Origin of the sequence: Desulfogranum marinum (assembly GCF_963675105.2) — a bacterium.
In the GTDB taxonomy this organism is placed as follows: domain Bacteria; phylum Desulfobacterota; class Desulfobulbia; order Desulfobulbales; family Desulfobulbaceae; genus Desulfogranum; species Desulfogranum marinum.
In genome coordinates, this window is record NZ_CAXXRO010000004.1 from 419,134 (window position 1) to 445,649 (window position 26,516).

A 26,516-nucleotide genomic window follows, 5' to 3' on the forward strand; every position below is an offset into this window, starting at 1 on the left:
CAGTACATTTTAACTATGCGGTTCTTATTCAGTGGTTCCAACAACACCCTCGACAAACCAGGTCATACCGAGCAATGTTTCGTCGTTTGCTACGGTCCCGTCAGCAATTTTTACAGCGCCCTGCTGGTCCTTGACAGGCCCGGAGAATACCTTGAAGGCACCAGAGGCTATTTCCGTCTGTTTCGCGGTTACTGTATCCTGAACATCTTGAGGAACCATGGGGCCAAATGGAGCAAGTTTGACTATGCCTGCATCCATTCCCGGCCAAGCCGATTCAGCTTTCCAGGTACCTTCTTTGACCTGATTAACAATCTGCTTGTAATAAGGTGCCCAGTTCCATACAGGAGCGGTGAGATGTGATTTAGGAGCAAAAGTACTCATATCAGAATTATAACCGATTGAGTAGACACCTTTCTCCTGCGCCGCTTCCTGTGGCCCTGGAGAATCCTGGTGCTGGGCAATAACGTCTGCTCCAGCATCCAGCAGAGACTTTGCAGCCTCTTTTTCAGTTGCGGGGTCATACCAGGTTTTGGTCCATACTACCCGTACGGATACCTCGGGATTCACGGCCTGCGCTCCAAGTGTAAAAGCGTTGATGCCGCGAATAACTTCAGGAATAGGAAAAGCAGCTACATAACCGAGGATTTTACTTTTGGTCATCGCACCGGCAACCATGCCGCTCAGGTACCTGGCCTGGTACATGCGGCCAAAATAGTTGCTCATGTTCTCAGCCTTTTTAAAACCAGAGCAATGCATGAAAACGGTATTTGGAAACTGCTTTGCCACCTTGAGCATCGGATCCATATAACCGAAACTGGTTGCAAAAATTATATCGTATCCCTTACGAGCCATATTAAGGATGACTCGCTCAGAGTCAGGTCCTTCTTTCACGGACTCAACATAAGCGGTTTTGACGCCGTCCATCTCTTCCACCGCCAGACGGCCCTTATCATGGGCAAAGGAATAACCGGCATCACCGATGGGGGAAACATAAACAAAGCCTACATTCATGTCTTTGGCCATCGCTGCAAAGGCAATCCCTAAGCTGCACAAGACAACAGACATTACTTTGACAATACGCATACTTAACCTCCGGAATACATGACTTACCCCTGATTTCACCAAGGATAATACGTTGTGGGGATGAGAATAAATTTCAAATGTTTCTTCTTATACGTAATAGACAATGGAGTGTCAAACGAAAAGGTGTGCATCGGCAACGCCCCACCTTCAACCATATTCCCTGGAACAGCTGGAAAAACACAGGCCTGCAGCTTTTCTCGACAACAGATGACTCTCCTGATCACAACGGCCCGTTAACGCGGCTGCTTAGATGGAACCACCAATAAACGGGGCACAAGTACCTCCTCCGGCTGGAGCAACATAAAACGTACGCAGCGCGCAATGTCCTCCGGCTGGAGCATACCTTCGGCGGGATCAAATCTTTTTTCTTCCGGCCAGTGATCAAACAGACCGGTATCAGTTCTTCCCGGTTCAATGGCCCCCACTCTCACTCCAGAGCCTGCCAGCTCCATTCGCAACGCGTCGGTGAATGCCTCCACCGCAAACTTGGTCCCGTTATAGGCGCCGATTCCTGGAAATGTCTTTAATCCGGCAAGACTTGAGGTGTTGATCAGGAATCCGCTTCCCTGGCTCTTCATGTGGCGCAGCATGGTATAGCTTACCCGAACAAGGGCTTCAAAGTTAACCCGTACCATATGGCATAAAGCCTCTACATCTGCCTCCTCCACATTGCCGATATGCATTACCCCTGCATTATTAAAAACATAGTCAAGCCGCTTAAAATTACTCAATGCCGCCTGCAGCAAGCGCTCCGGTAGGGATGGATCAGTAATATCACCGGCAACAAACACAGCATGCTGAAGTTGAGCAGCAAGTTCTCCTAATTTTTGTTCATTGCGACCGGTAAGGACAAACAAGACTCCGTCCTGATCCAGCATTTTTGCGGTTGCAGCGCCAATACCGCTACTTGCTCCGGTGATCAATAGAACCTTTCCTGTTAAATCCATCTACGTTCCCTCCTTAGAATAAAGATTATCTTGAATAATTGCCTTTTAGCCCGATCTCCCGGAGTCTTGCGCTTACCTAGTTATACTCAAAATTTAATCCTCGGAGATAATGTAGACTCCGATATGAACTATATGCCTGTGGTAAAATTTATCGCATGCCTTGACCTTGAACTGAATTGCTAATAATTCAAAATACCCTAAAGCATTATGTCCATACGAACAGGACAACAACCGTCCTGTCTTCTCTTCATGACATCTTAACCCCAATTTCTCATAACCTTTTTGATTTACAACTCAATTAACTGATATTATTGCTTAAAGAGTAATTGCACAATTGATAGTCTGTTTTTCGTTTTCAATCAAAAAGTTCCCCCTTCGGGTCAATCCTTCAGGAAAAGGTGATTTTTCTCCCCATAACACGGGTTCATTGCTCAAAAAAATCACTGGAAAGTGAAGGAACTCTCAAGTGCAAGCCGGTGCAGGCATCTGCAGTGGGCTCAGCCAAAAGGACCCCTCCCACCTTGGTGAGAGCCGCTTGTAATACGTCTGTTTCCTCAACAACAATGGCATGGGAAAGTTGATACGTTACCTGTACCGAATTTTCTTCCATGGTAGTCTTGATTATCAGACTGCAGTCTTTGCTGAGCTGGTCCAGGCAAAGCTCAAACAGGCGATAAAAAATGTGCTGAAGTAAAGAAGGGTTGTTGTGTACCGCACGTATATCCTCACCAGGATGCACCTCGAAGCTGATTTGTTTCAACCGCGCAAAGCGGACAAGAAATGCATACTCTTCCAACAAAAGTTCATTTATGCTCAGTGTTGTATATTCAACATCTGCTCTATGAGCAAGCCCACTGAGATGGTGGAGCACATCTGCAACGACAACTATCCGGCGCTCAACAGATGCGATGGCCTTTTGCATCCTCTCCATAGTTCTTTCATCTCCATGCATTTCGGAAAACTCTACAAAATCGCTGAGCAACCCATTGGATTCCCGAATAATACCAAGATGATTTTTCATGTCGTGAGAAAAACCAGCCATCAGGCGCCCTAATGTCTGGACCTGCTCATGGCGAAGGGCATTTTCTGTGACCGCGTCAATTATCATGTTGCGTTTCGCTCCTTTTCTGATCGGCTTGCTCAAGTTTGTTGAGCAATTCTCCAAGGTCGACCGGTTTCATAATATAATCAAAGGCCCCTTTTTCCATGGCCTCGATGCCAGAGGCTGTTGAACCGTGACCGGTCAGCATAATCACTTCTACTTGGGGATCTCGTCCCTTAACCTCAGCCAGCATGTCCAATCCATTCATATCGGGCATTTTCAAATCAAGGATAATGATATCAGGTTTGAACTCCTCTATTTTCGCCCCCCCATCAGCCCCGCTGTGCGCTTCTGCCGTTTCAATGCCGCGTAAGCGTAAACGCTGACACAAGGTTGATGCGAATTCTACTTCATCATCGATTATGAGTACTTTTGAGTCTATCATACTTCCTCCATCAATCGTGCGTAACCGGCAGCGTAATTACAAATGTTGTTCCCTTACCAATTTCCGACTGCACTTTGATTGTTCCTCCAAGTTTTTTCAGTATACCGTAGGATATGGACAACCCTAAGCCTGTCCCTTTACCTGTTTCCTTAGTAGTAAAAAAAGGATCGAAAATACGACGCTGTACATCTGCAGACATCCCTTCCCCGGTATCTGTAATTTTTATTTTTATGGTGTCCTGATCAATTTTGCTGCTACTGAGCAGGATCCGACCATTTTTGCCGATGGCATCCACTGCATTATTGACAATATTTAAAAAAACCTGCTGCAGTTGACTTCGATCACTGAATATATTCTGAACCGTATCATCCAAATCAAAATCAATACTTATCTGGTTATAGGTTGCTTCCTTGGCTAAAAAGGCAACCACTTCCTTCAACAGCACATTAATCTCTATCTCTTCAGTCTGTACATCCGTATGACGCGCAAACCCCAGAAGGCGATGGGTAATGGTCTTACAGCGAAGCACACTCTCCTGGATTCCATCCAGTGCGCCCTGCATCTCTTTCTTATATTGAAAGGGCCCTGTCATTTCAAAATAATCTTCCACCAACCCGGCTTTCTGATTGATAATGGAAAGCGGGTTGTTAATCTCATGGGCCACACCTGCTGCCAGCTGGCCGATGGAGGCAAGCTTACTGGCACTCTCAGCCTCGGCAAGAAAATGCTCCCTTTTTCGATCACCCTCACGAATATAGGCGGTAATACCGGTACTGATTTTTAAAATCACAAGAACGGCTATAATGATGCAGGAAAACAAAATAAAAAATAAACGAAGCTGGAAAAAAAACCAGACATTGCCATGGATATAGAGCTCTTTGACCATAACCAGGTGCCAGGGAGTATTTTTCAAGGCAACATCAACATACAGAACATCCGTCCCCTGCTCGGTTTTAAGGACCGATATCTTAGCATCCTTCTGTGCAATTCCTTCATGCTCGGAAAAGTCATTTGATAGATCATAGTTGACCTTCTCCAAATGCTTAAAATCAAAAAAGGAGAGTGCTATGGGTAAAATAGTTGACGAATCATAGTTAACCTTCTCCGGCACATGAAGCCTGATTTTTTGGCCGAGTTTACCAAACTTTCTCGGCTGCGTCTGGGCCACATTGTCAGCATCAACCATGTAGATATCAGCAACTGAGGTGGTACTAATGGTATCCACATATCGCTGCAGGATTTTCCCATCAATGGTTACCCTCAACACCCATGATCCTTCTCGATCAAGATGCTTGCGGCTCACCGCGATCACAAAATGCGGCACTTGGCGATATCCGGAGAAAACATGAGAGATATACACTCCCCGGTTCAGCACTTCCTGGTACCATTGTTGCTCGGTATGGTCATAGCCAACAAGTTTGTATGGACCGATATAAGACTTTTGCTTGCCTTGGGAATCGATGATTTCAATGTCTGCGAAATCTGGATATTCCTCCTGTAAGCGGGTAAATAGAGCTTTAAGCTTATCAGGGTTAAGCAGCTCCTCGTACCGGTCAGCACTTCCGACAAATCGAACAACGGACTGCAGTTTGGAAACAAACCGCTCAATAGTACTTTCCGCCTGTTCGATATTGAGCATTAGCTGAGTCAATTCCTCTTTTTGCAGAAGCTGCTTATACTGGTAGTGGGAAAGCCCGGAAATAATAGTAAGCGGAGTCAACACCAGGACAAGAAGCAGAATAAAAAGGCTCCTTGCAAAATTAGCATAGTCTTTTTCCAGCACCACATTGTTTGCCATATTGTCACCAAAAAACGGCAAGAGTCGTGATAACCACCTGTTGTTCCATTTCATGACGTCACCCCGGACAAGTTTGCTCCCGGCAATATACTCCCTGAGGCCAAAGTATTAATGACCGCCAGCTCCATCGCATCTTTAAAAGGCCCGATAACGGAATCAATCACTGCAATTTTTTTCCAAGTGAGGAACTGATAATGTTTTTCCTCTATCGCCCCGCAGACAACAACATTGATATTCTCCTTCAGCACGAGATCGCACATCTTCTCTGCGGAAAATTCCGACAAAATGATGGAACGGGGTTCTTCCAGCAGCTGATGATCATAGCAGGTCGCTACAATCACCTCTGCCGTCAGGTCAAATCGAGGTGCAATAAAATCACCTCTGACAGTAATTAATATCTTCATGGCCTTCCTTTCAGTTCAATCCGTATTTTTTCAACTTCCGCCACAAAGTTGTCCTTCCCCAGCCTAGCAGCTCAGCCGCCTCAGAACGCTTCCCCCCTGTCTGTTTAAGCGTATCCATAATTTTCTGTTTTTCTACCTCTGCCCAGGAGCTGATGGATCTTGCAGCTGAAGAATCCGGAAATATGGAGGAAGTTAATGACTGGGCATGGATAGCGGGCTGCCGAGGGACTTGCGGCGGAGGTTTCACTACAAACTGCGGTAGATCCTCCACATCAATCTGTGCCTGCTGACAAATATTTACGGCGTACTCGACAATATTGCGCAGTTCACGCACATTTCCAGGATAAGAATAGTGGGTTAAGAGTTTAATTGCCTTTCTGGAAAAACCCTGAAAGTTCTTACCAAGGGCCTCGCTGAAATGTCGCAGAAAATAATCCAGCAAAAGCCGTACGTCACCATCCCGCTCCCTTAACGGCGGCATATGGAGATGAAGGACATTCAAGCGGTAATACAAGTCTTCACGAAAACGCCCCCGGAGGACCTCTTCCTTGAGCGTACGGTGAGTCGCTGCGATCACACGCACATTAACGCTTACTTTCTTACTACTGCCCACAGGATAAAATTCCTGGTCATCGAGAACAGAGAGGAGTTTCACCTGCAACTGCAGCGATAAATCACCGATCTCCGTCAGAAAAATAGTTCCCTTGTCAGCTAAGCGAAACATCCCGACATGATCATTAAGGGCTCCGGTAAAAGCTCCCTTTACATGCCCAAACAGTTCGGATTCCAGCAAGGCTTCAGGTAAGGCACCGCAGTTAACTTTCACAAAAGGCTGCCGGGCTCTACTCGATGATTTATGCAGTTGTTCGGCGATCTGATCCTTGCCCGTTCCGGTCTCGCCGGTAATGAGCACAGAGGCATCGGTGCGAGCCAACACTGCCATCAACTCAAAGATCGCCTCCATCTGGTGACTATGTCCTATGATTTCTGAACGGGCTTTACTTCCGAGATAGTCGACTTTTGCAGCCTGCAGGGCTGACATGTCTTCCAAAACGATCAATACCCCTGTAGGCCTTCCCTCTTTTACAATCCTGGAAATGGTAAAATGAATAGGAATAATGAGGCGTGACTTGTTAATAATGTTACCGTCTCTGACAACAGATTGCCCATCTTCCAGCACCTTTTTGCAAAGCTGATCATTACCACTGAGATTGGAACGAAGAATAAAATCTCCATACACCCCTACAGCCTCATGGGCTGTAAATCCAGTCATGGCTTCCAAAAAACGATTCATGGCCACAATGCACAAATCCGTATCCAGAAGGACAACCCCATGGGGAATGGCGTTGAGCAACTCCATCAGTTCAGGAAGACTTTGCAGGGTAAATGTTGATTTCATGACCGGCACCCACTAAAGACAACGTTATTCTGGAATCATAGACACCTGCATACCATAGACAGCAACTGTTTCCTCTTTAAAAACCACCCGCTGCAACGTACACCAACCGTTGCAGCAGGCAGCAGGAAGGGGATAATGGATGGTGGGGGGAAAGATATCCATTATCTCGATCCTACCTACAGGGGAATATTATCAAAAAAACGTTTATTCACAAGCAGATGCATCCCGATGCTTGCCGCATACCCTAAAGCTATTGCCGGCAACCATTCCAATATCCTTTTTGTATATCTATTCACGTAAAATTCCCTGAGCAGAGCCGGAAAGGCATAGACAACGCCTTCCCGTCTCTGATCGTTTATTGTTATCTATCAAAGCTATTCTTTTCACATCACCTTTGACACATAAATCTCCATCCCCATCAACGGCCAGATAACCGTAACCGCCAGCCAGGTAACCGCCATCAGCAGAATACTTGCAGGGATACCGTAAAGGAAAAACTCGCCGGTGGTAAACTGCTTGGAACTGTAGGCAATGGCATTGGGGGCGGCGCCGACTAACAGTAGAAACGGCATACCTGCCACAATAAGGGAAGAGAAAAGGATTACTTCACCGGCCACACCGAGATACGGTGCAATAACCAGGGCCACTGGCAGAGAGATGGCGATTGCAGCCACGTTCATGATAAAGTTGGTCATAATCATCACAAAGAAAGCCATACCCAGGATAAATACCAGGGGTGGTGAATTCTGAAACAAGACCAGCCAGTTGACGGCCAGCCATTTTGCGGCCCCGGTTTCCCACAGACAGAAACCAATGGACATGGCACCGGCAAACAGCAGAATTATGTTCCATGGAATTTCTTCCAGATCATCCAGATCGAGGATGTTGCACAGAAAAAAAGCAATAGTTGAACAGAGCAGAATGCCGGTCTTATGCAGACCGCCCAAAGCAGGGATAAAGTTTTTCAGGGCAATCACCAGAATGGTCACACAGACGATCACCGCCGTTAAGACCTCCTGCCTGCTCCAACCGCCCAGTTCCTTGTACATCCTTTTGGATTTATCCTTCAACCCAGGGATGGTTTTTCTTTCCGGCCTAAAGGCGATCATCGCAAATCCCCACAGGAGAAAGGTCATCAACCAGCCGATGGGAAACATGTAGGTTGTGAGCTGAAAAAAGCTGATATCCACATCCATAATATCTTTGTAAAATCCCAAAGCCACCGCACCCCGGGCCGCACCAAGTAAAGTAATGATACTCCCGGCACCCGCTACATAGGCCATACCAATAAACAGCCCTTTGCCGAACTTGGTCGATTCTTCCTCGGAATAAAGCGCATGAATGGCCATGAGCATGGGAAACATGGTTGCCGCCACTGCGGTATGCGCCATCAAATGGGTCAAGGCAGCGGTCATCACAAAACAACCCAACATAATCATGCTCGTCTTTTCACCGACAATGGAAAGCATCTTGTAGGCAATGCGCTTGGTCAAGCCGGTCTTGGTGAACACCATGCCGATAACAATTGAGCCAAAAATAAAAAGGACCGAAGGGTCCATGAAATCCTTGAACGCCACCTTGGGATCACGGATCATAAACAAGGCCTGAAGGGCACCTATGGTTAAACTGGTGATCCCGATGGGGACAACTTCAAAAACCCACCAGGTTGCAGCCAGTAAAAAGACGGCCAAAGCTCCTTTTGCCTCCTTGCTCAGTTCAAAATGCGTGCCCATGGGGTCAATGGCATCCGGCCATGGCGGACAGTAATAAACAAAGGCAAACAACCCTATGCCAAGCAACATAAACAGGAGACGCTTCCAATCAAATTTTTTATGCACTTCAGGAAGACTTATGTTTGTAGACTCTGCAGCAGTCATCTTCTTATCCTCATTCTTTATTTAAGGCAGCATGCAGACAGAATTGCACATTGCCGCAAAGATCTCTTCCAAACGCAGGACCCCGATAATGGTACCGTTATCCGTCACCGGGGTATCAAATTCGTTGCGACCGGACATCATTATCAGGGCCTCGAGCATGGGGATGTCTGCACCAATCGTGAAATCAATGGCCCGTATATGGTTTTTTATCGGGGTTTTCCTGCTTTTACCGCACTCTGCATACACTGCCTCTTCGTGGAGCAGGGCGAGACCGGGATATTGACCTTCCTTACCATCAAATTTTGCCACCTTGGTCGCGTCAAAAAGCCGTGGTGCAAATCCATGCAAAACATCCATTAATGACAACTTACCGACCAGCTCATTGCTGTTATTCACCACAAAAAGCATTCCATATTTTATGCGCCCACCATTTTCCTGGCGAAGATCCATAAAAGTTTGGATGGCCTCCTCCAGCATCTGGTTTTCGTTGAGGTAGGGATACTTCTCCAGTGGGATGAACAAATCCCTCACCTTTATCTGTTGCTGTTCCATGACACTCTCCTCTTGTCCTCTAAAGGTTTGCAGCTGCCGGCACATTTCCCCTCACATCCAAGACGCACCATTACACCTCAGACCTTGCCCAACAGTCTTCTCATTAAATTACAATGATTTAGGGGATACCTATCGCTGCTGAATACAGCAGATATTTACCAGCTTTTGCTCTTTAAAATATGCTTGACTTCTTCTGCAGATTTCTTTTCCAAGCTGGTCATTCGCTCATTTTTTGCCGCCCGAATCGCCTCCATCAACACATTAAGGTCAACCGGTTTCTCCAGGTAGTCTCGCGCCCCATGCTTCATCGCCTCAATACCACTGTGAAGCGTGGCGTGGCCGGTGAGCATGATAACTTCAATGTCCGGACGTTTTGCTTTCACCCGTTGCAGCGTTTCGATGCCGTCTATGCCGGGCATGGCCAAATCGACCACCGCCACATCGATATTTCTGTCCTCCACCGCAGCAACGGCTTCCTCCCCGCAGGTAACGGCAACAACTTTGAGTCCTCTAGTTTCCAGTCGCTGGGACATGAGGTCGATAAACTCTTCCTCATCATCTACCAGCATGACTTTGGTTGCAAATTGGCTATCCATTCCCGCCCCTCTCAATCTAAAATTATCGAAAACTATCAGGCCTGAGCCATCTTGGCTGCAGCCACCTCTTTGTACGCCTCGTCAATAATAGCCGTCAATTGCACGATATCGACAGGTTTCTGTAAATACGCGTAAGCACCAAGTTCCAAACAGATCTTTTTATCTTCCTCTGATCCATGCCCAGTAAGAATAATGACCTCTATTTCAGGTTTGGCTTCCTTGGTTTTTTTCAACACTTCCACTCCTTGCATACCCGGCATTTTCAAATCCAGCACCATCACATCAGGTGTCTCGTGTGTTAAAAACTCCATGGCCTGCTCACCGTCAAAAAGCGGATAAGAACCATAACTTCTTGTATTAAGACGATCAGACAAGGTCTGCACGAACTCCTGTTCATCATCCACCAGCAGCACTTTGGGTGGCAATGTAAATTCCTGGTCGCGGTAGATAGAAACGTGATAATCCTTACCAGCAACTACCTCAACCTGCCTCACACCCTCTACCTGGCCTGCAATCGATGACAGTGTTTCCGTCAACTTGGAAAAACTGTGGACGCTTTTGTTGACCCGCAGCACAACCTTTGCATTACTGCACTGAACTTCAGTGGTATACCCTTTGCTAAGTAGTGCAAGTTCCACCCTTGCTCCAGTTGCCATATCAGCTACAGCTTGCAGTGATTCATCTGTTTCCATCACTGCAGGCTTACGATAATTTTCCATTATAAGCTGCACGGCCTCTGCAGGCGTCTTAGAACCCACCGGGATAAAGATATCGTACAAACTGTGATCACTGGCCGGCTTGCCATGGAGAAAATTCACCCAATCGCTAATACTGTTGTCATTTTTTTTAATCAGCTTGCTTGCATTTTTTTCGCTCACGCCCTCTTTCACAGCCCGGTGGATACGATTGGTTTTTTCATCAAAAAGACCGACTTTGAGTATATGCGTTGCGGCCGGCGGGACAAGATGGGTCACAAAACCCGAAAAAAGTACCCCTTGCTTCCCCATATGTTCAGCCATTACCAATTTCAGATACGCTCTCATGGTTTCCCTCTCATGAGTAAACCTATTGAATGCTGATGGCGGGCCATACACAGCTCGTTCGACCTTCTCCCTCCCAAACTTATACCGACTGCAGACTTCACTTATGATATCTGCATCTTGAACAACCTCATATCCTGAAACCGCTGCAAGTTGCTCCCGAATTTCCTTTTCCTGGGTAAACACGCTATAAGACATTGCTATTGCAGACATTTTGAACCTCTCTTCTTTTAATTTAAGCAATAATGCTTTCAACTATCAAATTCATTGAACAATTTAAACCTTATCAAGCACAAGTCGAGCCAGTATTAAAATATTTATTTTTTTTACTTTAATTTTATATAGTTAAGATGGAAATCGCTAACAACACACACTCCCCCTACTGTTTCGTTTATGAAACATAATGGAACTAAATAAAAAATACGTTTCATTACGGTTTTAATTGAAACACAAAGAACTGCCACCGATTCCTTTAGAAAAATTTACTTTCATGGTATCTTATCACCACTACTTTAATCTGGTTACAAGGAGATCCGAATATGCACGTATCGTTCTTCTCGACCTGTCTCGTCGATAATATTTTCCCCGATATCGGTATAGACTCTGTCAAGCTGCTTGAAAGACTCGGCTGCACAATCGTTTTCAACCCACAGCAAACCTGCTGCGGCCAACCGCTTGCCAACAGCGGCTATCAGCAGAAAGCAAAAAAAAGCATGCACCTTCTCCTCGACACACTGCTCGAAGACAAGGCCGATTATATAGTGGCCCCCAGTGGCTCTTGCGTGCTTCAAATCAATGAATATTCGACATTATTTGCCGATGACCACCAAATAGCCGACAAAGCGGGAGAGCTTGCGGCAAAGACCTTTGAATTGACGGATTTTATCGTCAATGTGCTGCAAAAAGACAGAGTAGAATCTACTCTCAGGGCAAAAGCCGTCTATCACCCTTCTTGCCACATGACCAGATTACTCGGAGTCAAGGAGCCACCATTAACCCTTCTGGCAAACGTTACCGGGCTGGAGCTCGTGCCTTGTAAAGGCCAGGATAAATGCTGTGGTTTTGGTGGCACTTTCTCAGTCAAAATGGCTGATTTAAGCGGAGCCATGGTTGCAGAAAAAGTTGATAACTTTATCGCCACCGGTGCCGACTGTGTTATCGGGTGTGATGCAGGTTGCCTGATGAATATCAAGGCCCGCCTGGAAAGGCTCAACCATCCGATGCAAGTCTTACATATTGCCAATGTGCTGGCACACTCATAGCCCGAACTTTTCATAAACATTGTGCTCATTTGTCCAGTTGCACACAATGTTCATGCATAATCCGGGACAGATTTCTCACCGTTCACTTTCATTTTATTGAGGGAACCCAATGAGTATCCAAACAAGTGACCTTCCCCTGCATGACAGAATCAATACTGAGCTTGAAAAACCATTCATGCGCAAGGCCATTGCCAATGCCCAGGACCTCCTCAACCAAAAGCGGGAAGACGTTTTCAAAGAACTTGGCAATTACGAGCAATGGAAAAGTCAGGCTTCTGCCATTCGTCACCATGTCCTTGAAAACCTCGACTACTACCTCGATCTTTTCAGCAGCAATGCCGAGCAAGCCGGAGCCCATGTCTATTTTGCATCTACCGATCAAGAAGCAACAGAACGTGCTCTTGCCATTTGCCAAGCCAAGAATGCTTCTAAGGTGGTTAAATCAAAATCCATGGTTACCGAAGAAATCGGGCTCAACGAGGTACTCGAAGATCAGGGAATTGAGGTGATTGAGACAGACCTGGGCGAGTACCTGCTCCAGATAGACAACCACGATAAACCTTCTCATATTGTAGTACCGGCTTTGCATAAAAATCGTGATCGAATTCAGCAGGTTCTCCAGGAGAAAAGAGGGTATGACGGGGACAACTTGCCGGAAAATATGACCAGATTTGTCCGCCATCTCATTCGTAAAGATTTCCTTGAAGCCGACGTTGCCATTACCGGCTGTAATTTTGGCGTTGCCGAAACCGGTACCTGTACCCTGGTGACCAACGAAGGCAACGGGCGCTTCGTGACCACCGTCCCCAAGACCCAAATTGTTGTGATGGGTATGGAACGTTTGGTGCCGTCTTTCAAAGAGCTTGACACGATGCTTAGCCTGTTAGCCCGCAGCGCGGTTGGTGCCAAGCTGACATCTTACATGACGCTCTTTACAGGCCCCAAGAAACCCGATGACATGGACGGCCCGGAAGAGCTGCACATCATCATCGTCGACAATGGCCGCTCAAAGGTGCTTGGCTCTCCTTTTAAAGAGGTTCTAAAATGTATCAGGTGCGGCACCTGCATGCTGGAATGCCCAGCCTACCGCCATGTTTGCGGGCACGGATATGGTGCTCTCTACCCAGGCCCACTCGGTGCAGCACTGGTGCCGGTCCTCGCTGGATACACCCCCTTCAAAGATTTAACCAAAATCTGTACCCTGTGCGGCGCCTGTAATGAGGTTTGCCCGGTCCAAGTACCCCTGTACGAGTACATTTATGAGCATCGACGAATAATTGCAGAGGAAAAACAACTTGAAGGCCGGCTTGAGGGGATCGCAATGGGACTCTACGGGGGTATCATCGGCAACGCAAAATTATATGATATGACCACCCGTTTTGCTTCAGTGGCAAACATCTCTCCAAAGATCGGCCCACTCAAACAGTGGTGTAAAAATCGAGAACGACCCCATGTGGCTACCCAGAGGTTCAGAGACTGGTATAAAATTACAAAGAAGGGGCAAAAATGATGCACACCAATAAAAAAAACTTCCTCCTCACTGTTTCAAGGGCGCTGGGCAGAGAGGCCATTGCAGATAACCCAACTTCGATCGATCTGCCGCAAGCCGTTCAGGAAGAGTATTACCAGAACACCACAGCTCAAGAACTCAAGGACCTCTTTATTGAACAGAGCAGAACAGCCGGCACCATTGTTCATGAATGCGCCTTGGCAAGCCTAAATGATACCATTCTGACAGTGGCATCGGAACTGGGAGAAGGCCCTATACTGATTGGCGATGAGCCTCTTCTGCGCGAGCAGCAAACTGCTGCGGCATTGAGCGATAAATACACCCATGTCCACATGTGGGACTGTGCCCGGGGTCGAGAGAACAACATAGACACTGCCGAGTCGGCAGGCATCGGTATTACTGTGGCACAGTTCGCACTGGCTGAAACAGGCACAGTAATGGTCCACAGCCACAAGGGATGCGGGCGGGCGGTCACCCTTTTACCGACGACCACCATTTTCATCATCAAAGAAACTACCATCTTACCAAGGCTCACTCAGGGTATGGCGTGGCTTGCAGAACAGAGTCAAGATGGGCTTCCCGCATCGGTGAACTACATATCCGGGGCAAGCTCGACTGCCGACATCGAACTGGTGCGGGTGCAGGGAGTCCATGGCCCGATAAAAATCGCTTACATTATCGTCACTTCATAGACACTACCGACCACCAGTTGCGTGACATCAACTGGTAATTATTGCGTATTTTTTTCCAACAACAATGCGCGGTACTTGACAGGGCAAGTTGTTGCGATTTAACTGTACACTCATTCAAATACATATCAGCGCATGTACAGCGCTCCATAGTCCGCGATCTTATTTCCGGAGGCATAGGCACCATGACCACAAAAGGCCTTAAAAGAAGTTCCAGTTACCCCTTCCTTTCCATTCCTTTTTTCTGTTTCCTTATGAGCATACTCCTTGTTTTCGGGGGGTGTCGCGACAAAGAAGAAAAAAAAGTGGTAGAAATAGTGAAACCGGTCAAATTTATTACCGTCCAGGCTGGTCAAAAAAATCTCGCCATGTCACTCCCGGGCCGCGTTCGTGCTGCCCGTCGTTCCGAGCTTTCATTCAAAGTTTCCGGCGACCTGAGCAAGCTCCCCATAGAAGAAGGCCAGGTCATTAAAAAAGGAGCACTCGTAGCCCAGTTACTGCCACGTGATTTTCAGACGGCAGTCAACGAGGCAAAAGCTCGTGAGCTTGAAGCGGAACAGCAGTACCGCCGCTATAAAGAACTCTATGCAAAAAAGCAGGTCTCAAAGGCTGATTTTGACAGATATCGTGCAGCACGGGATGTTGCACGCGCCAGACTCGAGGATGCCCAAAATGCGCTCAAAGACACAAGGTTGATTGCTCCTTTTGATGGCGTTATCGCCAAACGCTATGTGGAAAACTTTGAGAAAGTACAAGCAAAGGAGCCCATTGCTTTTTTGCAGCTCATAGAACAACTTGAAATCCTCATTGATGTTCCCGAACTGATGATGGCTCGGTTCCAGAGTAGTGAGGGAGTGCAAACCATAGCCTCATTTGAATCCATTCCAGGGAAAAATTTCCCCCTGATCGTCAAGGAATACTCTACAGAGGCCGATCCTGCTACCCAAACCTATCAGGTGGTGCTTATCATGGATCAACCTGAAGAGGCAAATATCCTGCCGGGCATGACCGCAAAAGTAACTGCTGAAGGGAGTGACACCACGGGTGAAGTTATCTCTATTCTTATTCCTGCCATAGCTGTCCTCAATGACCCTGACGGCAAGAACTATGTGTGGTTACTGGACCAGGAAACAATGACTCCCAAGAAGACGCTGGTCAGCATTAAACAACTGGAAGGAACAGATAAGATATACATTACAGAAGGCTTACAAGGTGGGGAACAGCTCATTACAGCAGGGGTTACCCAACTTCGGGAAGGGATGAAAGTCAGGCCTTGGGAAGGTCAGCGAGAAGGGAAATAGCCTATGAATATCGCAGAATTTTCCATCAAAAAATCGGTCATCACCTGGACCATGACAGTGGTCCTGCTTGTGCTTGGGTTCTTTGCCTACCTGGATCTTCCTCGCCTGGAAGACCCGGAGTTCGCCATCAAGGATGCCGTTATCGCAACACCTTACCCCGGTGCTTCGCCGGGAGAAGTTGAACAGGAAGTCACGGAAAAAATAGAAAAGGCCATGCAGGAGATGGGACAACTCAAGCGAGTCGAGTCCTATTCATCGCGAGGGATGTCCGTGGTCAAGGTAAAAATCCAGGACAAGTATGACAAAGACGCCCTGCCGGCGGTGTGGGATGAAATGCGGAGAAAGGTGTTGGATGTTATTCCAGAATTGCCTCCCGGATCCGGACCGCCTATCGTCAATGATGATTTTGGTGATGTCTTTGGCGTCTATTTCGCCCTGACAGGTCCGGGTTACACCTACGCCGAATTGAAGGATATTGCAGAACTGTTGAAGCGGGAATTGCTTGTCGTTCAAGATGTGAAAAAAGTCTCCTTTTTCGGTGAGCAGTCCGAGGCCATCTTTGTCGAGATGTCGCGTAATAAAATGGCGGCCCTTGGCATTACCAAACAGGAAATTTTTGATGCGCTTCAGGCAAAAAATCTACCAGTGAACGCCGGCAGTATTAAAATCGGTCCTGAGTATATGGCCATCAACCCCACGGGCGACTTCCAATCAGAAAAAGATTTCGCTGATTTGTTTATAGCCTCCAAGGGCGGCAAACTTATTTATCTACGTGATGTAGCAAACGTAGTTCGTGACTATGTGGACCCACCGCAGAATCTTCTCAGGATTAATGCTGCTCCTGCCATTGGCATTGCGATCTCAACGGTCAGTGGTGGGAATGCCGTAACCATGGGTGATGGGGTTCTGCAAAGAATTGATGAGCTCCAAGGAGAGATTCCACTTGGCATGGAACTCATTGAGATTGCCATGCAGTCCAAGGCAGTGACTCAAGCAGTGAACTCGTTTGTCATTAACCTTATTGAAGCCGTGGCAATCGTGGTGGTGGTACTGCTTATTTTCATGGGGTTACGATCCGGACTGATCATCGGCTTTATCCTTGTCCTTACCATTGCGGCGACCTTTATGGTTATGGGCTACTACCAGATCACATTAGAACGGATCTCTCTAGGGGCACTAATTATTGCCCTTGGCATGCTGGTTGATAATGCGATTGTGGTGGTGGACGGGATGAAAGTCCGCATGGAGCAGGGCATGGATGGACTTGAAGCCGCCAAAGATGTGGTGGGACAAAATTCTATCCCACTGCTGGGGGCGACGGTGGTCGCTGTACTTGCATTTGCCTCCATCGGTGGCATGGACAACTCCACCGGAGAGTACTGCCGCTCCCTCTTTTATGTCATCCTCATCTCGCTACTGCTTTCCTGGCTGACAGCCGTAACCGTCACCCCGCTCATAACCAAAACCTTTGTCCTTGGCAAAAAATCAAAACAAAAGAAAAATGGGGATAAAAAAGATCCCTATGGTGGCAAATTCTACCAAATATACCGAGGCCTTCTGACTCTGGCGATTCGCCTCCGTATGATCACCATTCTCATTGTTTGCGGCCTCTTTGGTCTGTCCATTTATGGCTTTGGTTTTCTGAGTAATCAATTTTTTCCCAATTCAACCACTCCCCAATTTATGGTCGAGGTTCAATTTCGGGAAGGTACCCACATTCGGGAGACGGAAAAAGGCGTCGCCCAGATGGAGGAGTATTTAATGGACCAAGAGGGGGTCACAGAGGTAGCATCTGCTATTGGCGCAGGCCATCCGCGCTTTTTGCTGGTGTACAGTGCGCCGGTTGACGCCTCCTCCCATTATGCATGCCTGCTGGTTTCCGTTAAGGATCACAAGATTATTGATCCGCTCCTTCCGCGGATACAAGATGATTTCGAAAGCATGCTCCCAGATGTGGTCATCAACACGAAAAAGTTCCTTTTGGGGCCAGGCGAAGGGGGAAAAATTCAACTGCGTATCAATGGGCCAGACCCGGATGAGCTCCGTAAAATGGCAGCAACGGCCATGGAAGTCATTAATCAGGATCCCAACTCCAAGGCTGTGAGGACTGAATGGGGTGAAAAGGTAAAAGTGCCGCAGCCTGTGATTGCCGAAGACCGCGCCAGGTCTTTAGGTATAGACCGCCCCATGATCGCTACTGCCATCGAATCAAATTATTCAGGTACGACCACCGGCATCTATCGAGAGGGTATCGACCTTATTCCCATCATAGCACGAGCTCCCCACAATGAACGAAGCAGGATGGATGACCTGGAAGAACTACAGATCCACAGTCCTTCCGCACAAAAAGATGTCCCCATCCTCCAGGTTATCAATGGTATAGACACCACCTGGGAGAATGCCAGGGTTTCGCGCTGGCACCGTCGACCGTTCATCAAAGTCCACGCCGACCCGCGCCAGGGCCTCCCCTCGGAACTGCTCAGCAGCATCAAACCGAAAATAGAAGAAGCACTTGGGGTTGATTTTGCTACTGCCGCCGGCCCAACCTTTAAAGAAGGTTCACCCATTACAGCTGCAACCATTCCTATCCTCTACGATGATATAATCCCTATTAAAGGAAAACCCGGTTACTTTATTGCGTGGGGTGGTGAGGCAGAGGATTCGTCTGATGCGACAGCTCAGCTTGCAGCCAGCATCCCCATCTATTTTGGGATGATGATCCTGGCTGTTATTTTCCTCTTCAATGCATTTAAACAACCTCTAATCATCTGGCTAACGGTTCCACTATCCCTTATTGGAGTTACAGCTGGCCTTTTGATCTTTAATCAGCCCTTCGGCTTTATGGCACTTCTGGGCTTAATGAGCCTTTCCGGCATGCTCATTAAAAATGCCATTGTCCTTATTGACCAGATTGACCTGAACATAAAGACAGGTATGGACAAAATGGAGGCTATCATTGAGTCGGGAGTGTCCAGAATGCAGCCAGTGATGATGGCCGCGTTGACAACCATGATGGGCATGATTCCGCTTTTTCAGGATGCCTTCTTTGTGGCCATGGCCGTAACCATCGTCTTTGGCTTGGGATTTGCGACGGTACTCACTTTGGTATTTGTCCCGGTTCTGTATGCAACGTTTTTTAAAATTCCTTCAAAACAACACTAATAGAGGAGCAGCCGAATGAGACTTCGTCTACTCGTACTTTGCCTATCCATACTCTTTTTATCGTCTTCACCTTTAGGTGCCGAACAGAGTCAAGAACTTCCATTTCAACTGGATACAGAAATCCCTCATTTTAAGATAGGCATTCTCACAGATGGACCTATTCGCTCTTTTCCGGACTTAATTGATACATATCGCAGGGAAATAGAACAGGTAGCAGGGGACGAATACACCATTTCTTTCCCGCCGGAAATGACACTGGAGGCTGGTGGCACCAAAGCAAGCGTTAACAAACAGCTCGATAGACTCCTTGCCAATCAGGAAACCAGCCTCATCATTGCCTTAGGGACAGTTGCTTCCAGCGAAGCACTCAAACGCAAATCTCCCGCCATACCGGTAATTGCTCCATTCGTGCTTGATCCTAGTATACAGAATGCTCCAAAAGAGGATTTAGGCAGTGGAGTTCACAACCTGACTTACGTATTTATCGGAACATCAATCAACAAGCTCTTAACAACATTTCGCGGGATAGTCCCTTTCAAACACCTTGCAATGCTCGTTGATGCACGCGATATCAATGGTATTGATGGTATTACCAAAAAGGTGAGGCAGCTAACCAACGAACATACCATAACCATAGACCTCATCCCGGTAGCAGCATCAGCTGGAATGGCAGTGCAGGCTATACCACCCGGGGTCGAGGCGGTCATGGTGGGGCCACTCTGGCAACTAGACAAAAAAGAATTTTCTGCTCTCAGCCAGGGACTTATCCAGCGGCAACTTCCCAGTTTTTCCATGTGGGATTATAGGTATGTTGAGCAGGGACTTTTTGCGACCTCCATGCCGGAAAACATCCAAGAGCACCTTGCTCGTAGAGTTGCGGTGACCGTCCAGGAGATTCTCTTGGGAGAAGACCCAGCCACTTTGCCAGTAGTTTTCACTAAGACCCAAAAAATGGCCTTTAATATGGAAACTGCCAGAGCTATTAATATCTATCCCAGCCTCGGCCAACTGACGGGTTCCAAACTCCTACATGAACAGCGGCAGGATATCCAACGCCGCCTTTCTCTTCCTGAGGCCGTTCAGGAGGCCCTTTCAGCCAACCTCGATCTTGCGGTTGCCGAACGTCAGGTAACGGCAGGCACCTATGCCGTAGGCGAAGCCAGATCTCCTTTGCTGCCCCAGGTTGGAATCGGTGCTTCTGGCAGGGTCATAGATGATGACCGTGCATTTATCAGCGGCGGAACCACTCCGGAAAAGGCCTGGATAGCAAGCGCCAATGCTTCACAACAGATTTATTCAGAAAAAAGCTGGTCAACCTATACGGTTGAAAAATACAGGCAAAGCGGAAGAGAATTCAATCGTGACACAGTCCGGCTTGATATAACACTGGATGCGGCAAACGCCTATCTCAACGTGCTTCGTCAAAAAACCATTGAGCAGCTGCAAAAAGAAAATATGCAATTGACCCAGGCTAACCTGGAACGGGCTCAGATACGCTTGAGCACAGGGGTTGCAGGACCGGATGAACTGTATCGATGGCAGACCAAATTTGCTAATGACCGCCAAGTTGTACTCCGTGCCGAATCAACTACACTTGATGCCATGCAGCAGTTAAACCGTATCCTGCATCGACCATTGCAGGAGGAATTCATAGCTGAAGAAACTGACTTGAGTGATCCTTTGCTCATTACCGGTGACCAACTTTTTTACCAACTCATGCACAATCCCAGGTATTTAAAAGACTTTAATGCTTTTGCAATGGAGGAGGGGCTTAAATTTTCTCCTGAGCTGCAGGTAATTGATGCAGAGATCGCTGCCCAGGAACGTATCATCGTCCGCTCCAAACGAGAATACTGGCTTCCTGATTTCACTGTTGAGGGTAATGTTGATCAAGTCCTCTCTGATTCCGGCGAGGGACAGCGTGATGAAGCAGTAACCGGTCTTGATGATACAGACTGGTCAGTAGGTGTTTTTGCACGGCTCCCGCTCTTTGAAGGGGGAAGAAAAAGCGCAACTCTCGGTAAAACCAGAGAACAGCTCAACCAGCTCAAAACTGAACGGATGGCCACAGCAGAAAGAATCAACCAACGGATTCTTGCGGCCTCAAACAATACCAGGGCTTCCTATCCATCTATCAATCTTTCCAGGGAAGCTGCCGAAGCTGCACGCCGTAACCTGCAGCTCGTTACTGATTCCTACGTACAGGGTATCAAATCCATTATTGATCTCCTGGATGCACAAAACCAGGCTCTCAATTCAGACCTTGACGCAGCCAATGCAGTATACAACTTCCTAATTGATTTTATGGGAGTCCAGCGATCCATCGGTCAATTCATTATTTTCCTGCCCCAGGAGGAGCAGCAAGAGTGGCTTGAACGCGCAAAAGCTTTTCTCCAGTGGCAAAAATGAACATTAGCCCAAATTTCTAATGAGCATTTTGCCATTTTTGGAAAAAAATGTGATTTCAGAGCCATGCATCTAAATTAATACGGTACAAAATGTAATTATTCAGCCAATAACAAATAGTTTCGCTTTAACCTCCACCTGTAACTGTTTAGCAATGCCCCAGATGCGTGTACAAGCAGTCTCGATAACTATAGTAATGCTCTATTTTCCTGCCTGATCGTGCGAAGAGGTAAGCGCAGACTCCGTGGGTTGTTGCTGAATAGTGACTACAAAATTAAAAAAATACTCAGGCAGGTCAGTCCACGCGGCGCCTCTAGTTCAGTATTTTGAACCAGCAACCGCCTGAACAGATGAGAAATCAGGGGTAGCGATGAAAAAAATTCTAATTGCTTTATTTACCCACACCGGCTACACGCTTATGATTACCTAACGCATATCTAGCCATCATCATTCACAGCACCCAATCTAACTAATGATAAAAAAATTTTTCTCCCTCGCAGGCCAGTCCATTAAAAAGCTGGCGCGTTCAGCAACAGGGAAAAGTAAAACAGCTCCCAAGTCACCTGCCCAAGAAACAATTCCCGCCCAGGAAGCCCTCCAGGAAAAACACCAAAACCGCAAGGAGCAAAAACCGCAGCAAACAAAATTCAGGCAACCTCCCAAAAAGAAAAAAGCAACTGTCGCTTGGCGGATTGAAGAATTCGAGGTTACCCCCCTTCCGGATAAAACCAGATTTCACGACTATGAGCTGCCACTTGAGATCATGCACGCCATTGCAGACCTTGAATTCCAGTACTGCACCCCTATCCAGGAAAAGGCATTTCCCACTGTCCTGAAAGGACAGGACATGGTCGGGAAAGCCCATACCGGAACTGGGAAAAGTGCGGTTTTTCTTATTACCATCCTCACACGGCTCCTTCAGCAAAAACGGTCCTATTCGCCGTCCGGCACGTACAAGCCTCGGGCACTTGTTATTGCCCCTACCAGGGAGTTGGTCATCCAAATTGCCAAAGATGGCAACAAGCTGGCCACCTATACGCCACTGACCATTACAGCGGTTTATGGAGGTGTAGATTATCAGAAGCAAATCAATGAAGTCAGCCAGGGAAAGAGTGATATAATTGTTGCCACCCCGGGAAGGCTGTTGGATTTCATCGACAAAAGGCTCCTCAAGCTCGACCAGTGCGAAATTATGGTCATCGATGAGGCGGACAGAATGTTGGACATGGGTTTTATTCCTGATGTGCGTCGCATAATAGGCAGGGTAAAGAAAAAAGAACAACGCCAGACCATGCTCTTTTCGGCAACCATCACCGAGGAAGTGAAACGCCTGGCATTCCAATGGTGCCGAAACCCGGAAATGGTTGATGTCGAAACCGAACAATTATCCATTAAAACAGTTGAGCAAATAGTTTACCTGGTTACCACCGAAGAAAAATACACGGTTCTCTACAATCTTCTGAAAAAGAAAGCCAACCAACGCATCATGGTTTTTACCAACCAGAAACATGAAGCAAAAACTCTCAGCGCCAAGTTGCAGGCCAATGGTATCAACTGTACTCTGCTTTCAGGCGACGTACCTCAACAGAAAAGAACCCAACGGCTGGAAAAATTTCGTGAAGGCAAGGTAAAGGTACTCATTGCAACAGATGTTGCAGGAAGGGGTATTCATATCGATGGGATCAGTCACGTGGTCAATTTCACGCTCCCTTATGAACCGGAAAATTATGTGCACCGTATCGGCAGAACAGGCAGAGCAGGTGCTCATGGAACCTCGATCAGTTTTGCTTGCGAGGAAGGCTCCTTTTATCTACCAGAGATTGAGGAATACACCGGCAGAACGTTGGAATGCGTGGTTCCAGACGAATCACTGCTGGCGGAAGTTCCGCCGCCGCGGAAAAGACCGAATAAAAATCGTCGAAAAAAACCGCCTCACAGTCGGCATAAGCAAACACATCATAAAAAGCCTGGCAGTTCAGCTTAACCAGCGCCCCACACCACATCTGCCACCCTGCCTATCCGTACAACGTGGCAGATGTGTAAGCTGTAATATACAGAAATAGTGTAACTGTAGACTCCGTGTGGGTACTGCTAAACAATTACAATCTATAAAAAAGCCTGTTACACTTCCGCAAAGGGGAACTCAGAGTCCTCCAGCAGTGTAAACATCCGTTGTTTCTTCTCTGTTTTGCGGTTGTGAAAAGCAACCAGTTCGCCGATGATTTCCAGCACCCTTTCCTCATCAGCTCCCTTGGCAATCCGTTTACCGATTTTTGGAGATGGCCCGCCCTTGCCCCCAACAAAAACCTCATACCCTTTTTTGGTCGCCATAAGACCAATATCAGTTATTTTCGGATTGGAGCAGCTAATAGGACAACCGGAAATAGCCATCTTGACTTTTGCTTTTACATTGGGTAGGTCACCGAATTTATCAAGGATTTTTTGATTCATAGCCACAGTATCAATAACGGCAAGATTGCACTGTTCTGCACCGGCACAAACCTTGGGTAAAAGAAATTTTCCCGGCCCTTTAAAGGTGGCACCCAAGGAAGCCAGCTCTTTCTTAATTGCAGGAGCAATTTCTTGTGGAACACCTGTCAGGCGTAGGTTCTGCACAGTGGTAAGGTATACGCCTAACCCATATTGCTCTGCCAGACGATGGGCAGCTGCCATGATATCCAGCGGTAGCCTGCCGGCCGGTACGAGTACGATGATATTTACTTTTTTTTCTTCACTCATTGTTCTTTATTTTGTTGTTATTAATGAATGGCGTCATAAAAGCTTCAGTCTATGGCGTCGTGGCCTTGTGCATGGCATTCCAAATACTCTATGTAATTCGTCGTACCATGCAAGTTAACCTAGTAGGCTCGGAGTCACACAGACACCACGACGGAAATCGCAGTTTACGGGGTGATGATGTGTTGCTCCCCTCTCTTGTTGCATAATCCATCTTGTTCTTGGCAACACTATAGAGCAAACTGGTCCATGTCGTCCATATCAAAAGAGTCAAATGGTTTTATTTTGGCACAAAAATAAAGAAAGACACTCACTCTTTTTTGCAGTAAGAGGCGTAAGACATCCCTTGTTTACAACCACAGGAAAACTGATGAACTGGTTTATTCTCTTTCTCGCAGGCCTTTTTGAAACCGGCTGGGCTGTGGGGTTAAAGTACTCAGAAGGTTTCACCCGACTGTGGCCATCGGTATGGACCGTCATCGCTATGGCGATCAGTCTCTGGCTGCTTGGGATTTCAATGAAGTCGCTCCCTCTGGGTACAGCATACAGTGTCTGGGTTGGTGTTGGTGCGGTGGGCACTGTTATTCTAGGCATAATACTGTTCAAGGAACCGGCAAACGCTTTCAGGATAATCAGCCTCACACTTATACTGGCCGGGATTATCGGCCTTAAAGTTGCCACCCCCGGAAGCCATGGTTGAAAATACTGATACAAAACCCATCATGGACATGGCGCAATTGTGCCCCTGTGGCTCCGGCCTCACCTATGGCAAATGCTGTCACCCTTTACACTCGGGCCAAAGGCATGCTCCTACGGCCGAAGCCTTAATGCGCTCCCGCTATAGCGGGTATGTGGCCCAAGAGATACCCTATATCCTGCAGACATGGCACCCCTCTACCAGACCCCTATCCATAGACCCGAATACCATTGCCCACTGGTGCGGTTTAAAAATACTAGCGACCAGTAAAGGTGGGGAAAACGACCATCAAGGAACAGTTGAATTTACAGCAACAGCGATGGACAGTGGCAGAATCAGCCAACTGCATGAAGTGAGTTGTTTTGTCAAAGAAAACGGGCAGTGGCTGTATGTTTCCGGAGAAGTAACAGAAAACAACACTCGCCAAAAGACTGCAAACGGGAAAGTCGGTCGAAATGCTCCCTGCCCATGCGGCAGCGGGAAAAAATACAAAAAATGCTGTGGACGTTGAACTGTTTACTTTGCATAGATGTATTGGCAGTAGACAGCAAGAGATGAAGTCCCCCTAACTTTTCCAACAGTAGGGTATTATCCCTCTCATCCACCTCTTACAAACAAGGAACTTACGATCCAATGAGCAACACACGCCGGCAGGCACTCCTCGGCTCTCTCTTTGCCCTAGGAGCCACAGCAATTTGGTCGGGAAATTTCATTGTTGCCCGTGGCCTCAGTGAAATTGTTCCTCCAGTGAGTATCGCTTTCTGGAGGTGGGTTGTGGCTGTAATCGTCTTTCTCCCCTTTGCCTTAAAGGCGCTTGTGGCAGAAAGGCACATGCTGCTGAAAAATATCCGTTACCTTTCCCTTACTGCACTGTTGGGCGTAACCGTTTTTAATACGCTTATCTACATTGCCGGGCACACAACCACGGCCCTCAACCTGTCTCTGATCGCCATCACCTTTCCCATTTTTATCGTCATCCTGTCGCGGATTTTATATGGAGAACTGATAACTACCAAAAAAATACTGGGGATTGTTCTGGTTACCTGTGGAGTCGTGTTACTCATCACCAAGGGGGACTTATCGGTCTTGACCAATATCACCTTTACAGTGGGAGATTTTTGGATGCTCTCAGCATCGTCAATTTTTGCCGTTTACAGTATCTTGATCAAACACAAACCCCAAGAACTCAGTATCTGGTCTTTTCAGTTAAGTACCTTTTCCCTGGGCTTGCTCTTTCTTTTTCCTTTCTTTGTTTGGGAATCGGCGACCACACCACCGGTCACCTACAGCATCACCACCATTTTAGCTATTCTTTACATAGGGATATTTGCCTCACTTACCGCTTTTGTCCTCTGGAACAAGGCCATAATAACCATTGGCCCTGCAAAAGCAGGCTTGATTTACTATACGCTGCCTCTGTTCAGCGGCTTTTTGGCCTATCTCTTTTTAAAGGAAAGCATTGGTATCATACACCTTATCAGTGCCCTGATGATTGTTTCCGGCATATTGACTGCCAATCATCAGGCAAAAAAAAAGGAGCCCTGCTATTCGCAAAAGGCTCCTTAATATT

Annotated in this window: 23 protein-coding genes; 10 read left to right on the forward strand and 13 right to left on the reverse strand. The window is 47.2% G+C overall.

The features are described 5' to 3' along the window. Positions 1-24: 24 nt before the first annotated feature. The 12 genes from ACHZCY_RS10725 to ACHZCY_RS10780 all read right to left on the reverse strand — a co-directional run bounded on the left by ACHZCY_RS10725 (position 25) and on the right by ACHZCY_RS10780 (position 11,396). Positions 25-1,083: a BMP family ABC transporter substrate-binding protein gene (locus tag ACHZCY_RS10725; RefSeq protein WP_319548886.1), complete on the reverse strand. Its 1,059-nt coding sequence runs from the start codon at positions 1,081-1,083 to the stop codon at positions 25-27. A gap of 233 nt (positions 1,084-1,316) precedes the next feature. Next, the gene (locus tag ACHZCY_RS10730) at positions 1,317-2,030 is read right to left on the reverse strand and encodes an SDR family oxidoreductase (protein ID WP_205223061.1); all 714 of its coding nucleotides are present in this window, start codon (positions 2,028-2,030) and stop codon (positions 1,317-1,319) included. Between the two features lie 424 nt (positions 2,031-2,454). Further along, complete coding sequence (locus tag ACHZCY_RS10735) at positions 2,455-3,138, reverse strand: sensor histidine kinase (protein ID WP_319548887.1); 684 nt, start codon at positions 3,136-3,138, stop codon at positions 2,455-2,457. After that, positions 3,128-3,517 carry a response regulator gene (locus ACHZCY_RS10740; RefSeq protein ID WP_205223063.1) on the reverse strand — a complete coding sequence of 130 codons (390 nt, stop codon included), beginning with the start codon at positions 3,515-3,517 and terminating at the stop codon, positions 3,128-3,130. Before ACHZCY_RS10740 ends, ACHZCY_RS10735 begins: the two co-directional genes overlap by 11 nt. Positions 3,518-3,527: 10 nt before the next feature. Beyond that, positions 3,528-5,369, reverse strand: a complete 1,842-nt coding sequence (locus ACHZCY_RS10745; protein WP_319548888.1) for a sensor histidine kinase — start codon at positions 5,367-5,369, stop codon at positions 3,528-3,530. Further along, on the reverse strand, positions 5,366-5,719 hold the full coding sequence (locus ACHZCY_RS10750) for a NifB/NifX family molybdenum-iron cluster-binding protein (RefSeq protein ID WP_205223065.1): 354 nt from the start codon (positions 5,717-5,719) through the stop codon (positions 5,366-5,368). The genes ACHZCY_RS10745 and ACHZCY_RS10750 overlap by 4 nt, the downstream gene beginning before the upstream one ends. Before the next feature lie 10 nt (positions 5,720-5,729). After that, positions 5,730-7,118, reverse strand: coding sequence for a sigma-54 interaction domain-containing protein (locus tag ACHZCY_RS10755; RefSeq protein WP_319548889.1), 1,389 nt, complete (start codon positions 7,116-7,118; stop codon positions 5,730-5,732). Between the two features lie 24 nt (positions 7,119-7,142). Then, the gene (locus ACHZCY_RS10760; protein WP_319548890.1) at positions 7,143-7,280 is read right to left on the reverse strand and encodes a hypothetical protein; all 138 of its coding nucleotides are present in this window, start codon (positions 7,278-7,280) and stop codon (positions 7,143-7,145) included. A gap of 221 nt (positions 7,281-7,501) precedes the next feature. After that, the gene (locus ACHZCY_RS10765; RefSeq protein WP_319548891.1) at positions 7,502-8,995 is read right to left on the reverse strand and encodes an SLC13 family permease; all 1,494 of its coding nucleotides are present in this window, start codon (positions 8,993-8,995) and stop codon (positions 7,502-7,504) included. Between the two features lie 21 nt (positions 8,996-9,016). Continuing rightward, a complete protein-coding gene (locus tag ACHZCY_RS10770; protein WP_205223069.1) occupies positions 9,017-9,547 on the reverse strand; it encodes a CBS domain-containing protein in 531 nt (176 codons plus the stop codon). Positions 9,548-9,702: 155 nt separating this feature from the next. Next, positions 9,703-10,143 carry a response regulator gene (locus ACHZCY_RS10775; RefSeq protein WP_319548892.1) on the reverse strand — a complete coding sequence of 147 codons (441 nt, stop codon included), beginning with the start codon at positions 10,141-10,143 and terminating at the stop codon, positions 9,703-9,705. Between the two features lie 35 nt (positions 10,144-10,178). Continuing rightward, entirely contained in the window at positions 10,179-11,396 is a 1,218-nt protein-coding gene (locus ACHZCY_RS10780; RefSeq protein WP_205223071.1) for a response regulator, read from the reverse strand. 326 nt (positions 11,397-11,722) lie between these two features. Here ACHZCY_RS10780 and ACHZCY_RS10785 point away from each other — a divergent pair, with 326 nt between their 5' ends. From ACHZCY_RS10785 to ACHZCY_RS10815, 7 genes are all read left to right on the forward strand, one after another. Further along, a complete protein-coding gene (locus tag ACHZCY_RS10785) occupies positions 11,723-12,445 on the forward strand; it encodes a (Fe-S)-binding protein (protein WP_319548893.1) in 723 nt (240 codons plus the stop codon). Positions 12,446-12,554: 109 nt separating this feature from the next. Further along, positions 12,555-13,955, forward strand: a complete 1,401-nt coding sequence (locus ACHZCY_RS10790; RefSeq protein WP_205223073.1) for a LutB/LldF family L-lactate oxidation iron-sulfur protein — start codon at positions 12,555-12,557, stop codon at positions 13,953-13,955. Next, a complete protein-coding gene (locus ACHZCY_RS10795; RefSeq protein WP_319548894.1) occupies positions 13,952-14,647 on the forward strand; it encodes a LutC/YkgG family protein in 696 nt (231 codons plus the stop codon). Before ACHZCY_RS10790 ends, ACHZCY_RS10795 begins: the two co-directional genes overlap by 4 nt. Before the next feature lie 182 nt (positions 14,648-14,829). Next, positions 14,830-15,945 (forward strand): efflux RND transporter periplasmic adaptor subunit, encoded by a 1,116-nt coding sequence (locus ACHZCY_RS10800; protein ID WP_319548895.1) that lies wholly within the window; start codon positions 14,830-14,832, stop codon positions 15,943-15,945. Positions 15,946-15,948: 3 nt separating this feature from the next. After that, positions 15,949-19,107: an efflux RND transporter permease subunit gene (locus tag ACHZCY_RS10805; protein ID WP_319548896.1), complete on the forward strand. Its 3,159-nt coding sequence runs from the start codon at positions 15,949-15,951 to the stop codon at positions 19,105-19,107. Between the two features lie 15 nt (positions 19,108-19,122). Continuing rightward, positions 19,123-21,516: a TolC family protein gene (locus tag ACHZCY_RS10810; protein WP_319548897.1), complete on the forward strand. Its 2,394-nt coding sequence runs from the start codon at positions 19,123-19,125 to the stop codon at positions 21,514-21,516. Positions 21,517-21,985: 469 nt separating this feature from the next. After that, positions 21,986-23,497 (forward strand): DEAD/DEAH box helicase, encoded by a 1,512-nt coding sequence (locus ACHZCY_RS10815; RefSeq protein ID WP_319548898.1) that lies wholly within the window; start codon positions 21,986-21,988, stop codon positions 23,495-23,497. A 137-nt stretch (positions 23,498-23,634) separates the two neighbouring features. Here the strand turns inward: ACHZCY_RS10815 and ACHZCY_RS10820 are convergent, their stop codons facing one another. Next, positions 23,635-24,252: a nitrite reductase gene (locus ACHZCY_RS10820; protein ID WP_319548899.1), complete on the reverse strand. Its 618-nt coding sequence runs from the start codon at positions 24,250-24,252 to the stop codon at positions 23,635-23,637. Positions 24,253-24,619: 367 nt separating this feature from the next. Here ACHZCY_RS10820 and sugE point away from each other — a divergent pair, with 367 nt between their 5' ends. From sugE to ACHZCY_RS10835, 3 genes are all read left to right on the forward strand, one after another. Further along, positions 24,620-24,949 (forward strand): quaternary ammonium compound efflux SMR transporter SugE, encoded by a 330-nt coding sequence (sugE, locus tag ACHZCY_RS10825; RefSeq protein ID WP_319548900.1) that lies wholly within the window; start codon positions 24,620-24,622, stop codon positions 24,947-24,949. Continuing rightward, positions 24,942-25,457, forward strand: coding sequence for a YchJ family protein (locus ACHZCY_RS10830; protein ID WP_319548901.1), 516 nt, complete (start codon positions 24,942-24,944; stop codon positions 25,455-25,457). Before sugE ends, ACHZCY_RS10830 begins: the two co-directional genes overlap by 8 nt. 122 nt (positions 25,458-25,579) lie before the next feature. Continuing rightward, entirely contained in the window at positions 25,580-26,512 is a 933-nt protein-coding gene (locus ACHZCY_RS10835; RefSeq protein WP_319548902.1) for a DMT family transporter, read from the forward strand. Positions 26,513-26,516: the final 4 nt, after the last annotated feature.